12 protein-coding genes are annotated in these 13,941 nt (G+C 37.3%); 7 read left to right on the top strand and 5 right to left on the bottom strand.

Translation table 11 applies throughout. The features are described from left to right. Positions 1-31: 31 nt before the first annotated feature. The 5 genes from mnmE to rpmH all read right to left on the bottom strand — a co-directional run bounded on the left by mnmE (position 32) and on the right by rpmH (position 3,856). Positions 32-1,417: a tRNA uridine-5-carboxymethylaminomethyl(34) synthesis GTPase MnmE gene (gene mnmE, locus H0184_RS19575; protein ID WP_221827723.1), complete on the bottom strand. Its 1,386-nt coding sequence runs from the start codon at positions 1,415-1,417 to the stop codon at positions 32-34. A gap of 279 nt (positions 1,418-1,696) precedes the next feature. Next, complete coding sequence (gene jag / locus H0184_RS19570; RefSeq protein ID WP_221827722.1) at positions 1,697-2,317, bottom strand: RNA-binding cell elongation regulator Jag/EloR; 621 nt, start codon at positions 2,315-2,317, stop codon at positions 1,697-1,699. Then, entirely contained in the window at positions 2,314-3,090 is a 777-nt protein-coding gene (gene spoIIIJ / locus H0184_RS19565; protein ID WP_221827721.1) for a YidC family membrane integrase SpoIIIJ, read from the bottom strand. Before spoIIIJ ends, jag begins: the two co-directional genes overlap by 4 nt. A gap of 152 nt (positions 3,091-3,242) precedes the next feature. Beyond that, complete coding sequence (gene rnpA, locus H0184_RS19560) at positions 3,243-3,587, bottom strand: ribonuclease P protein component (RefSeq protein ID WP_221827720.1); 345 nt, start codon at positions 3,585-3,587, stop codon at positions 3,243-3,245. Positions 3,588-3,721: 134 nt separating this feature from the next. Further along, positions 3,722-3,856, bottom strand: coding sequence for a 50S ribosomal protein L34 (gene rpmH / locus H0184_RS19555; RefSeq protein WP_063255153.1), 135 nt, complete (start codon positions 3,854-3,856; stop codon positions 3,722-3,724). 697 nt (positions 3,857-4,553) lie between these two features. On the opposite strand from rpmH, the gene dnaA reads away from it, so the two are divergent. The 7 genes from dnaA (at position 4,554) to gyrA (ending at position 13,695) form a co-directional block, all read left to right on the top strand. Next, a complete protein-coding gene (dnaA, locus tag H0184_RS19550) occupies positions 4,554-5,900 on the top strand; it encodes a chromosomal replication initiator protein DnaA (protein WP_221827719.1) in 1,347 nt (448 codons plus the stop codon). A gap of 208 nt (positions 5,901-6,108) precedes the next feature. After that, positions 6,109-7,245 carry a DNA polymerase III subunit beta gene (gene dnaN, locus H0184_RS19545; protein WP_221827718.1) on the top strand — a complete coding sequence of 379 codons (1,137 nt, stop codon included), beginning with the start codon at positions 6,109-6,111 and terminating at the stop codon, positions 7,243-7,245. 102 nt (positions 7,246-7,347) lie between these two features. Continuing rightward, the gene (yaaA, locus tag H0184_RS19540; RefSeq protein WP_221827717.1) at positions 7,348-7,563 is read left to right on the top strand and encodes a S4 domain-containing protein YaaA; all 216 of its coding nucleotides are present in this window, start codon (positions 7,348-7,350) and stop codon (positions 7,561-7,563) included. A 20-nt stretch (positions 7,564-7,583) separates the two neighbouring features. After that, complete coding sequence (gene recF, locus H0184_RS19535; RefSeq protein ID WP_221827716.1) at positions 7,584-8,702, top strand: DNA replication/repair protein RecF; 1,119 nt, start codon at positions 7,584-7,586, stop codon at positions 8,700-8,702. Between the two features lie 9 nt (positions 8,703-8,711). Then, on the top strand, positions 8,712-8,960 hold the full coding sequence (gene remB, locus H0184_RS19530) for an extracellular matrix regulator RemB (RefSeq protein WP_221827715.1): 249 nt from the start codon (positions 8,712-8,714) through the stop codon (positions 8,958-8,960). Positions 8,961-9,029: 69 nt separating this feature from the next. Next, on the top strand, positions 9,030-10,955 hold the full coding sequence (gene gyrB, locus H0184_RS19525) for a DNA topoisomerase (ATP-hydrolyzing) subunit B (protein WP_221827787.1): 1,926 nt from the start codon (positions 9,030-9,032) through the stop codon (positions 10,953-10,955). Between the two features lie 139 nt (positions 10,956-11,094). Then, a complete protein-coding gene (gene gyrA, locus H0184_RS19520; protein ID WP_260631686.1) occupies positions 11,095-13,695 on the top strand; it encodes a DNA gyrase subunit A in 2,601 nt (866 codons plus the stop codon). Positions 13,696-13,941: the final 246 nt, after the last annotated feature.

Genomic DNA, 13,941 nt, shown 5'->3' with positions numbered 1-13,941 from the left:
TTCTTTCCTCCTCTTTCGTTGTTACCGAACGTTATTTTCCCAAACAGAACTGTGAAAATAGCTGATCTATTAAGCTTTCGTGAACACTTTCACCGATAACTTCCCCAAGCAGCTCCCACGTTCTCGTTATATCTATTTGAACAATATCAATAGGCGTTCCCATTTCTACTCCATCTATCGCTTCTTCTATTGTATGCAAACTTTGCCCAATCAAAGCAATATGACGGCTGTTCGATAAATAGGTCATATCACCGGCATCAATCGATCCAGCGAAAAATAATGAGGAAATGGCTTCCTCAAGCTCATCGACACCGCGATCTTCCAATAATGAAGTAGTCACGATTTTATGTTCTGCTGCCAATTCCTTTACGCGTTCCATATCAATTTTTTGCGTAAGGTCTGTTTTATTAACAATCACGATTACGTCCATGCCTCTTACAGCCTCAAAGAGATTCTCATCCTCTTTTGTAAATGTATCAGCATAATTAAGAACTAACAGGATTAAATCTGCTTCTTTTAATACCTGTCTAGACTTCTCTACTCCAATTCGTTCAACGATATCTTCCGTCTCTCTGATTCCTGCAGTATCTAAAAGTCTAAGTGGAACTCCGCGTACATTGACATATTCCTCTATCACATCACGGGTTGTCCCAGGAATATCAGTAACAATTGCTTTATTTTCCTGAACTAAACTATTTAATAACGAAGATTTCCCTACGTTAGGCCGGCCGACAATAACAGTCGATAAACCCTCACGCAGTATTTTGCCTTGCTGCGAGGTCTGCAGTAATTTTTTTAATTCATCTCGAACATACATTGCCTTTTCCAGCAACATTTTATGTGTCATTTCTTCAACATCATCGTATTCTGGATAATCAATGTTAACCTCGACATGCGCTAGTATCTCTAGAATTTCTTGGCGCAAGCTTCTAATTAACTTTGATAACCTGCCTTCCATTTGTCCTAAAGCTACATTCATCGCACGATCCGTTTTTGCTCTGATTAAATCCATTACAGCTTCTGCCTGCGATAAATCAATGCGGCCATTTAGAAATGCCCGTTTTGTAAACTCACCAGGTTCTGCAAGCCGCGCCCCAAAGGCTAATACATGCTGCAAAACTCGGTTAACAGAAACTATTCCACCGTGACAATTTATTTCAACTACATCCTCTTTCGTAAAAGTCTTTGGGCCCTTCATAACCGATACCATTACTTCCTCAATCACTTGCTCAGTCTTAGGATCAATTAAATGACCATAATGGATTGTATGAGTTGGAACCTCTGTTAACCTTTTACCGCCGATGCTCCGAAAAATTTGATCTGCGATTTTAATGGAATCATCGCCGCTCAATCGTACTATTGCTATTGCGCCCTCACCCATTGGTGTTGATATGGCAGCTATCGTATCAAATTCCATTACTTTCACCACACTCTTTATAAAATTAATCTATTATAGAAACGAAGTTTTTTTACTCCAAATTATTAGAATACCACATAATTCTCATCTGAAAAACTAGAAAACCTTTGTATGACTTATCCACAATCTAAATTAATGTCCACGTATTATTTTAACTTATCCACATGTGAATAACAATAAAACAAGATATTTCATATAATTGTTATAAACGAGTACTTTTGTACGCTAAATTTCGACAAGATAAAAAAAAGACACCCTCGAAAAAGGATGTCTCTACAATTATTTAACTGGTGAAATTACAATATGTCGATGTGGATCTGAACCATCTGAAAAAGTTTTCACTCGTTTATTACCTGATAAAGCTGTGTGAATAACTTTACGCTCGTATGAAGGCATTGGTTCCAATGCTACATCTCTGCCAGTTTTCAAAGCCTTTATGGCAAGGCGATGCGCCAACTGAATCAGTGTATCATTTCTTCGATTTCGATAATCCTCTGCATCCAAGATTACAGTTAAGTATTGATTTGAAAAACGATTAATAATTAGCTGTGTTAAATATTGCAGCGAATTTAACGTTTGTCCTCTTTTTCCAATTAAAAGTGCGATTTTTTCTCCAGTCATAACAAATAGAACCTGTTTTCCATCTCGTTTAATTTCAATATCGATAGGAGCTCCCATTTGTTCACTAACCTGAAGCAGAAACTTTTTTGCCTCTTCAATTGGGTCAATAATTACCGTAACCTTAACGACTGCAGGGCGCGCACCAAAAATCCCAAAAATACCCTTTTTACCTTCATCGATAATAGCTACATCTGTGCGGTCTTTTGTTGTATTTAACTGAGCTAAAGCTGATTCCACTGCTTCTTCGACTGTTTGTCCGGTAGCAGTTACTTGTTTCACTTTTTTGCTCCTCCCGCTTTACCGGTTGCTGAAGCCTTTTTCAGATCCGGTCCTTTAATGAAATAGGTTTGAACAATCATAAAGATATTTCCGACTACCCAATATAAGGAAAGGGCTGCTGGGAAACTAAAAGCAAAAACGACAATCATAATTGGCATCATCCAAAGCATCATCGCCATTTGAGGATTATGCTCTTGTCCGGCCATCATCAATTTTTGCTGAATAAATGTGGTGATACCCGCAATAATAGGTAAGATATAAAATGGATCCTTATCTCCCAAGTCAAACCATAGGAAACTATGATCTGCAATTTCTCTTGTTCTAGAAATCGCATGGTAAAAGCCAATTAAGATAGGCATTTGAACGATTAATGGAAAACATCCCGCCATAGGATTTACTCCATGTTTTTGGAAAAGAGCCATTGTTTCCTGCTGCAATTTTTGCTGTGTTTTTTGATCCTTTGAACTATACTTCTCACGAAGCGCCTTCATCTCTGGCTGCAATGCCTGCATAGCTTTTGAACTTCTTGTCTGCTTTATCATCAGTGGCAGTATAGCTAACCGAATTAAGATTGTAACAACGATTAAAGAAAATCCAAAGCTTCCACCTAGTATTTCTGCACCCTTTACAATAATCCAGGAAAGCGGATAGACAATGTATTGGTTCCAAAAGCCTGTACTTTCAGCATCAATTGGCTTGTTAATTTCTGTACATCCTGACAGGAACAGAAAGATAGAAATAATCCCAATCAAAAGTAATATTCGTTTTTTCAACCGAATTTTCCTCCTTGAACAATATATATACTAGTTAAGTATGAATACCCTTATAAAATAACTTCCGCTAGGAATATTTCATAGGTATTTTACCACTTTTTAGAATAATTTGTCTCATAATTTTATGACGAATACAACATTATTTTGGCTTACTATTTTTTCTTTAAAACCTTTCCCACTTTAAATACGTGAGTTAAACTCTTTTTTACTTCAAAGAAGTCCATTTCAGCTGTAGGTTTTCTGGCGATAATCACGTAATCATTCCCTGGAGTAATTAAATCACCTAATTCAAAAACAGCTTGTCTTATGTATCTTTTTATTTGATTTCTAGTTACAGCATTTCCTATCTTCTTACTCACAGACAGACCAATTCGAAAATAGTCTTGATCTTCTTTGGTAAGGCTGTATACCACAAATTGTCGATTAGCAAATGATTGACCCTTTTGAAACGCCTCTTGAAATTCCTTATTCTTTTTTACCCGAAATTCTTTCTTCATAGAAAACACCTTCCATCTGCACAAAAACTTTTTCCATTGAGAAAGATACTATTATAAAGCAGCAATTGCTATTTTAGCAGCAATTGCCGCTAAAATAGCTTTATTAGAAAAAAGACCACTGATGTTTCAGTGGCCTAAGCTGATAATACTTTTCTTCCTTTTTGACGACGGCGTGCTAGAACTTTACGTCCGTTAGCTGAGCTCATACGACTGCGGAAACCGTGAACTTTACTATGTTTACGTTTATTTGGTTGATATGTTCTTTTCATTATAAGACACCTCCCTGAGGAATAGCTGTTAAAGACAGTCTAACTTATTATAAGGAGTGACCCCAATATTGTCAACTATCCCTTTATTATTGTCCCCACCTTCAAGATTTTCTTACGGCAAGATCCATTTTCAGCATCTAGAGATTTTATCCTTTCACTTACCTTTTAAAAATTTACCTGTGGATATTTTTTTCGACTTTTTTTATGTCGTTTCACAAGATATTGACAGTTTTTGCACAGGACACACTACTTGTGGACAAGTTTTAACCACAGATTGTTACAGTTGTGGATAAACCTTTAAAAGGCATTGCACACGCACCTTTTATTTGATATTATATTTGTGTTTTCACTCTGAATAACTTCGTCTCTAAAATATGTTATCCACAAATTGTGGACAAGGTGTGGACAAGTTATTCTAGCATGCTGCAGAAACTTGTCCACAAGCGGTGGATATTGTCGAAACTCCACTTTATTTCCTATAATATGTTTCTCCACAACCATTGTTTCGTATATTTATAAATTAGTAGGTTGTACAGCTTGTATAACGTTGTTTTTTCACGGAACTTTTGTTCATTATGAATGGGGATACTTCATACCTCTTTGTGAAAAAATATCACTATATATGGAGTCTAGACGAAAAAAAACTGCAAATGCATTCATAGTAGATAGATAAAAAAGAAATAAGGAGGGACAACCGTTGGAGAATATTGCGGATCTTTGGAATGCTGCTCTAGCCAATATCGAGAAGAAGATTAGCAAGCCTAGTTTTGACACCTGGCTGAAGTCCACAAAGGCCCATTCCCTTCAAGGCAATTTGCTTGTAATCACTGCTCCGAATGAATTTGCACGTGATTGGCTCGAGGAGCGCTATTCCCAGCTAATTGCCGGTATTCTGTATGAAATTACTGGTGAAGAGCTATCTGTTAAGTTCATTATTCCGCAAAATCAAAAAGAGGAAGACCCAGACTTGCTATTGCCGGCAAAAAAGGCCAAAAAAGAGGAAGATCAACATGATTTTCCACAAAACATCTTAAATCCAAAGTACCTATTTGATACGTTTGTTATCGGTTCTGGTAACCGGTTCGCTCATGCTGCTTCCCTTGCAGTAGCCGAGGCACCAGCAAAAGCCTATAACCCCTTATTTATTTATGGGGGTGTTGGTTTAGGAAAAACACACTTAATGCATGCAATTGGTCATTATGTCCTGGAGCATAAACCAAATGCAAAAGTAGTTTATCTGTCTTCAGAGAAGTTCACGAACGAATTTATTAACTCTATTCGTGACAATAAAGCTGTTGAATTCCGTAATAAATATCGTAACGTTGACGTGCTGCTAATTGATGATATTCAGTTCTTAGCAGGAAAAGAATCAACACAAGAGGAATTTTTCCATACTTTTAATACTCTTCATGAAGAAAGCAAGCAAATTGTCATCTCAAGTGACCGACCGCCAAGGGAAATACCTACACTTGAGGATCGTCTGCGTTCACGTTTTGAATGGGGACTAATCACGGATATTACTCCGCCAGATTTAGAAACGAGAATAGCAATTCTTAGGAAAAAGGCTAAGGCTGAAGGTTTGGATATACCAAATGAAGTTATGCTTTATATCGCAAACCAAATCGATACTAACATCCGTGAGCTTGAGGGAGCATTAATTCGTGTAGTTGCTTATTCTTCTTTAATCAATAAAGATATTAATGCCGATCTCGCATCTGAGGCATTAAAAGATATCATTCCAAGCTCAAAGCCGAAGGTTATCACAATCCATGAAATTCAAAGGACTGTCGGCGAACACTTCAGTGTAAAACTAGAAGATTTTAAAGCTAAAAAGAGAACAAAATCTGTGGCATTTCCAAGACAGATTGCCATGTATTTATCGCGTGAATTGACCGATTATTCTTTACCGAAGATTGGCGAGGAATTTGGAGGACGGGATCATACCACCGTTATCCATGCTCACGAGAAGATTTCTAAGCTCTTGCAGTCAGATTTACAATTGCAAAAGCAAATGAAAGAATTAAATGAACTGTTGAAAGTTTAACTAAATTGTGAATAACTTGTCCTAGTTTACACACAGTCTGTCCACATGTGGATAGACTGTGTTTCCATTGTAAAAACTAGGTTATCCACATATCAACAGGGCCTACTAGTACTTCTACTGTTTTTTTATTTAAAAAACTTATTATTATATGCTTAAAAAATTTCATTTATGCACGTATTTAGAAAAAATTGCTGGGGAGGATTACGATATGAGATTTATCATCCAACGGGACCGCCTTGTTCAAAGTGTCCAAGATGTAATGAAGGCTGTAACATCAAGAACGACAATTCCAATTTTGACAGGAATTAAAATTACAGCTGGCAGCGAAGGAGTTACCTTAACAGGAAGTGATTCAGATATTTCAATTGAATCTTTCATTCCACACGAGGATGACGGAAATGAAATCGTTGAGATTAAACAAAGCGGTTCAATAGTCCTTCAGGCAAAGTTCTTTAGCGAGATTGTTAAAAAATTGCCAACTGATAGTGTTGAAATTGAAGTTCTCGGTTCATTACAGACCGTTATTCGTTCTGGTAAATCTGAATTTAATTTGAATGGACTAGATGCAGAGGAATATCCTCATTTGCCGCAAATTGAGGAGAATAATAAATTTCATATTGCAACGGATCTATTAAAGACAATGATTCGCCAAACCTTTTTCGCAGTGTCCAGCTCAGAAACACGCCCCATCTTGACAGGTGTAAACTGGAAGATTGAAAATGGTGAATTAAACTGTATTGCAACAGACAGCCACCGACTTGCTTTAAGAAAAGCAAAAATCGAAACAGAAAATAATGAGAGTTATAATGTGGTAATTCCAGGTAAGAGCTTAAATGAATTGAGTAAAATTATTGATGATTCGAATGAATTAATTGATATCGTTATTACCGAAAATCAAATTTTATTTAAGGCGAAGCATTTACTATTCTTCTCAAGATTATTAGAAGGAAATTATCCTGATACTTCAAGACTTATCCCGAATGAAAGCAAAACGGATATCGTAGTTAATACAAAGGAATTCCTCCATGCCATTGATCGAGCTTCCTTGTTAGCCCGTGAAGGCAGAAATAATGTGGTCAAGCTGTCAACTATTGATGGCGGCGTTATTGAAATTTCTTCTAATACACCTGAAATCGGTAAAGTTGTCGAGGAAATTCAAGGACAATCGATTGACGGTGAGGAGTTAAAGATTTCTTTTAGTGCTAAATATATGATGGATGCCCTGAAAGCACTTGAGGGAACGGATGTAAGAGTAAGCTTTACTGGTGCAATGCGGCCATTTGTAATTAAACCGCTGCATGACGAAACAACACTGCAATTGATTTTACCAGTCAGAACTTACTAGTAATAACCTCATAAAAGTCACCATAATTTTGGTGGCTTTCTTTATTTATCTTTTTTTAGTAAAATAAAGTATTGAGACCATTTTAGAAATGAGTGATAAACATTGCCTGAAGAAATTAAGTTAAATACAGAGTTTATTACGTTAGGACAGTTCCTTAAATTAGCTGACGTTATCCAATCTGGCGGAATGGCAAAATGGTTTTTGAGTGAAAACGATATTTTTATTAATGGCGAGCAAGATCAAAGAAGAGGAAGAAAGCTTCGAGTGGGAGATAAGGTAGAAATTCCTGGCCACGGAGAATTTTTTATAACCGAGTAACTAAAGGTTGTGTCGTTTTCATGCATATTGAACAGTTGTTACTAACAGATTATCGAAATTATGAGAACCTAAGTGTTGAATTTGAAAATAAAGTGAATGTTATTCTGGGGGAAAATGCCCAAGGGAAAACAAATGTAATGGAATCAATCTATGTTTTAGCTATGGCAAAGTCTCATCGGACTTCAAATGATAAAGATCTTATTCGCTGGGACCAGGAGTATGCTAAAATAGAGGGAAGGGTTCAAAAACAATACAGTTCATTACCTTTGCAATTACTTATTTCTAAAAAGGGTAAAAAAGCAAGGTGCAATCATATTGAACAGAAAAAATTAAGTCAGTATGTTGGGAATATGAATGTAGTCATGTTTGCACCGGAAGACTTAAATTTAGTAAAAGGCAGCCCTCAAATTAGACGGCGGTTTATTGATATGGAAATTGGGCAGGTTTCGCCCATTTATTTACATGATATGAGTCAATATCAAAAAATACTTCAACAGCGGAATCATTTTTTGAAAATGATGCAAATAAAAAAACAAAACGACCAAACCATGCTTGAAATTCTAACGGAACAATTTATTGATATGGCCGTGAAAATTGTATCGAAGAGATTTGAATTTCTCCACTTGCTTGAAAATTGGGCTCAGCCTATCCATAAAGGGATTTCAAGAGGGCTGGAGTCATTGGAAATCGTCTATAAACCATCTGTTGATGTATTAGAAGACCAAAATTTGTCGAAAATGAAAGCATGCTATGAGGAAAAATTTAGTAAAGTCAGAAATAGGGAAATAGAACGCGGTTCAACTTTATTCGGACCACACCGCGATGATTTGTTGTTTTTTGTAAATGGACGAGATGTTTCGACATTTGGCTCACAGGGCCAGCAAAGAACAACTGCACTTTCTGTTAAGCTTGCCGAAATCGAATTAATTCATTCGGAGATTCGTGAATATCCGATCTTACTCCTTGACGATGTATTATCGGAATTAGATGATTATCGTCAGTCACACTTACTAAATACCATCCAAGGAAAAGTCCAGACATTTGTTACAACAACAAGCGTCGATGGAATCCATCATCAAACATTAAAAGAAGCTTCAACTTTTGAAGTAGAATCTGGTGTTATCAATAAAATTAATTGAGGTGGAAGTGTGTATATTCATGTTGGGGAAGATTTAAATATCAGGGCGAAGGATATCATCGCCATTCTTGATAAAGGGTGCGTGAATTCTTCAAATTTAGTCGAAGAGTTCTTGGAACAGCATAAGGAAAAGCTAGTTAACCTTTCAAAAAACCCCTTTAAATCAGTCGTCATTACATACGACAAGGTTTATTTATCCCCTATTTCTTCCGGAACATTAAAAAAACGTTCAAATCAAAAGGATATACAGGAATTTTGAAATTATATTTATTCATTTTAGGTTAATTGAGTATTTTTTGAATGAAAGTACGGGGTGAACTATATGACGATGGAACAAAAAGTAGTCCAAGAAGAACAAGAATATGGTGCGGATCAGATACAAGTTCTAGAAGGTCTAGAAGCAGTTAGAAAGAGACCTGGTATGTACATTGGTTCAACAAGTGGAAAAGGGCTTCATCATCTTGTTTGGGAAATTGTAGATAACAGTATAGATGAGGCTTTGGCGGGTTATTGTGACGAAATCAATGTTGTCATTGAAGAAGATAACAGTATATCCGTTAAAGATAATGGACGAGGAATTCCAGTCGGTATTCAGGAAAAGATGGGCAGACCGGCCGTTGAAGTTATTATGACTGTTCTCCATGCTGGCGGTAAATTTGGCGGCGGGGGATATAAGGTTTCTGGCGGACTGCATGGTGTTGGTGCATCCGTTGTTAATGCACTTTCTACTAACCTCGAAGTTCAAGTCCACCGTGACGGCAATATTTATGAAATTAAATTCGAACGTGGAGCTGTCGTTAAAGAATTAGAGGTAATTGGAACTACAGATAAGACTGGTACGATTACTCACTTCAAACCAGATGGAGAAATTTTTACTGAAACACTTGAATACGAGTATGATATCTTGGCAACCCGTCTTCGTGAGCTCGCATTCTTAAATCGTGGAATAAAAATAACGATTAAAGATAATCGTGTGGAAAATAAACAGAATGAATATTACTACGAGGGTGGAATTAAATCCTATGTAGAGCATTTAAACCGCACGAAGGAAGTTATTCATGATGAACCAATTTTTATTGAGGGAGAACGAGATGGCATTAGCGTTGAAGTCGCTCTTCAATACAATGAGGGATATACAGATAGCATTTACTCTTTTGCTAATAACATCCACACCTATGAAGGCGGAACACACGAATCCGGATTTAAAACAGGGTTAACACGTATTATTAATGACTATGCACGAAAAAACGGTCTAATTAAGGAAAACGATACAAATTTATCTGGAGAAGATGTTCGTGAAGGGTTAACAGCCATCGTCTCAATTAAACATCCAGACCCTCAATTTGAAGGGCAAACAAAGACGAAGCTTGGAAACTCTGAAGTAAGAACCATAACCGATTCACTATTTTCAAGTCATTTTGATAAGTTTTTATTAGAAAATCCTCAAGTTGCTAAAAAAATTGTCGAAAAAGGGCTAATGGCTGCCAGAGCAAGACTTGCTGCAAAGAAAGCCAGGGAACTAACGCGTCGAAAGAGTGCTTTAGAGGTATCAAGTTTGCCTGGGAAATTAGCAGACTGTTCTTCAAAGGATCCTTCTATCAGCGAACTGTACATCGTTGAGGGTGACTCGGCAGGTGGTTCTGCAAAACAAGGCCGTGACCGGCATTTCCAAGCAATTTTGCCATTGAGAGGAAAAATACTTAACGTTGAAAAGGCACGATTAGATCGAATCCTCTCCAATAATGAAGTTCGCTCTATGATCACTGCTATCGGTACTGGGATAGGAGAAGATTTTGATATTGCAAAAGCAAGATACCATAAAATCGTTATTATGACAGATGCTGATGTCGATGGTGCTCATATTCGAACGCTTCTGTTAACTTTCTTTTACCGATATATTCGAAAAATATTAGAAGCTGGTTATGTATATATTGCACAGCCGCCGCTATATAAAGTTCAGCAAGGAAAAAAGGTACGGTATGCTTATGATGACAAAGAGCTGGATAAAATATTCGCCGAGCTTCCAAGCCAGCCGAAACCTAATATCCAACGGTACAAAGGTTTAGGAGAAATGAATCCAGAACAATTATGGGAAACGACAATGGATCCTTCTAATAGAACCATGCTGCAAGTAAGTCTAGAAGATGCGATTGAGGCGGATGAAACATTTGAAATGTTAATGGGTGATAAAGTAGAGCCGCGTCGTAACTTTATTGAGGCAAATGCGCAATATGTAAAGAATTTAGATATATAAAATTGTCTAGCTGCAGCGCCGAGGCGCTTTGCGCTTTTCGACAAGGGATAGAGGGTGACCACTATCCTCCTTTTTTCGTTTATCTATCTCAATAGAAGATGATTAGAGGCAGGTTGTCACCAAAATAGGAGGTACTAAAATGGCCGAAACACCAAATTCTCAAGTGAAAGATATTAATATCAGTCATGAAATGAGAACATCATTTCTTGACTATGCAATGAGCGTTATTGTTTCTCGTGCCCTTCCTGATGTTCGGGATGGATTAAAACCAGTTCATCGCCGTATTTTATACGCTATGCATGATCTTGGAATACATGCTGATAAACCTTATAAAAAATCGGCTCGTATTGTTGGGGATGTAATCGGTAAATATCACCCGCATGGTGATTCTGCTGTTTATGAAACCATGGTACGGATGGCGCAGGATTTTAACTATCGTTATATGCTGGTTGACGGTCATGGAAACTTTGGATCAGTCGATGGCGATTCAGCAGCAGCAATGCGTTATACAGAATCAAGAATGTCTAAAATATCTATGGAGTTATTAAGAGATATTAACAAAGACACAATTGATTTCCAGGATAACTACGATGGTGAAGAACGGGAGCCTTCTGTACTGCCAGCAAGATTCCCTAATCTCTTAGTCAATGGTTCAATGGGTATTGCTGTTGGTATGGCTACTAATATTCCACCACACCAGCTTGGAGAAGTAATTGATGGCGTATTAGCTATTACCCGTGACCCAGAAATCACCATTCAAGAGCTAATGGAAACTATTCCTGGTCCGGACTTTCCAACCGGAGGAATCATTATTGGCCGAAGCGGAATCCGTAAGGCATACGAAACAGGCAGAGGATCAATAACTATACGCGGTAAAGTTGAAATTGAACAAAAATCAAATGGTAAAGAAGTTATTATTGTTAATGAATTACCATACCAAGTAAACAAAGCGAAATTGGTTGAAAGAATTGCAGAATTACATCGTGATAAAAAAATAGAGGGCATTACCGACTTACGGGATGAATCTGACCGTAATGGAATGCGAATCGTTATTGAGGTTCGCAAAGATGCAAATGCGAATGTCCTTTTAAATAACTTATATAAGCAAACATCATTACAAACTAGCTTTGGGATTAATACATTAGCCCTAGTCAATGGACATCCAAAGGTATTAAACCTAAAACAATGTTTAGTCCATTATTTAGACCACCAAATCGTTGTTATTCGCAGAAGAACAGAATTTGAGCTGCGTAAAGCAGAAGCGCGTGCACACATATTGGATGGTTTAAGGATTGCGCTGGATAATTTAGATGCTGTTATTAGCTTAATTCGAAGCTCGCAGACAACTGATATCGCACGCGAGGGTTTAATGACGCAATTTAACCTTTCTGAAAAACAAGCACAAGCGATTCTTGATATGCGTTTGCAGCGTCTAACCGGTTTAGAAAGAGAGAAAATTGAGGAAGAATATCAAAGCCTTGTAAAGCTGATTGCTGAATTAAAGGCAATTTTAGCAGATGAAGAAAAGGTTCTTGAAATCATTCGTGAAGAATTAACTGAGATTAAAGAGCGATTTAATGATAAACGCCGTACAGAAATCGTAACTGGCGGAATTGAAAATATCGAAGATGAAGATCTTATCCCGCGGGAAAATGTGGTTATTACGTTAACTCATAATGGCTATATTAAACGTCTTCCTGTTTCAACATACCGCGCGCAAAAAAGAGGCGGTCGAGGTATACAAGGGATGGGTACCAATGAGGATGATTTTGTCGAGCATTTGGTCACGACATCAACCCATGATACAATTCTCTTCTTTACAAATAAAGGTAAGGTTTACCGTTCTAAGGGTTATGAAATTCCTGAGTACAGCCGTACGGCGAAGGGATTGCCAATCATTAATCTTCTAGGAGTTGAAAAGGGAGAATGGGTCAATGCCATTATTCCAATTGAGGAATTTGTTGATGACTGGTTCCTATTCTTTACAACAAAAGAGGGTATTTCTAAGCGTTCACCATTAACATCCTTTGCACATATTCGTAATAATGGTCTAATTGCGCTGAATCTCCGTGAAGGCGATGAATTGATTTCAGTGCGGTTAACGGATGGAACAAAGCATATGATTATTGGTACGAAAAAGGGAATGTTAATCCGTTTCCCTGAAACAGATGTACGATCAATGGGCAGAACAGCTACTGGAGTTAAGGGTATTACTTTAGATTCTGATGATGAAGTAGTAGGAATGGAAGTACTTGAGGAAAATAGCAGCATTCTTATTGTAACAAAGAATGGCTATGGAAAACGTACACCAGCAGAAGAATACCGTATCCAGGGAAGAGGCGGTAAAGGGATTAAAACATGTCATATTACCGACAAGAACGGTCCTCTCGTTTCGGTTAGAGCTGTAACAGGTGAAGAGGACTTAATGTTAATCACTACTGGCGGAGTCCTTATTCGTATCGACGTAGCTGGCATTTCGACTATGGGACGTAACACTCAAGGTGTTAAGCTTATTAGTATCAAAGGCGATGAACATGACTATGTTGCAACTGTTGCTAAGGTAGAAAAAGAAGAAGATTCAGAAGATGAAATAACTTCTGAGGATACTGAAGGCACAGTAAGCATAGAGGGCGTAGAAGGAATAGAAGTTGCAGAGGCAGCAATTGAAGCAGAAGAAGATATTGAAGGAAACGAGTTAGATTCTGAAGACAATAGCTCTGATTCAAATACAGAAGAGTAAGTTTTAATTAAAAGGAGTGCCTGCTGGTACTCCTTTTAAAATTTATTATCATTATTTGATATTTTCTCTTGCACGATAGTATTAATGCTGGTATACTCATTTGAGTCGGCAAGATAATAACTTGTTAAGTAAGATTAAAACATTTAATTGTTGACATTAAGATTAACAGATGATATATTAATAAAGTCGCTTCTGAGCGATATAGAAAAATTGATCTTTGAAAACTAAACAAACAGTAACGTCAAC

This window comes from Neobacillus niacini, assembly GCF_019749295.1.
Lineage (GTDB): Bacteria > Bacillota > Bacilli > Bacillales > Cytobacillaceae > Neobacillus > Neobacillus niacini_D.
The sequence above is the reverse complement of the archived record's forward strand: the minus strand, read 5'-3'. Positions and strand labels throughout refer to the sequence as shown.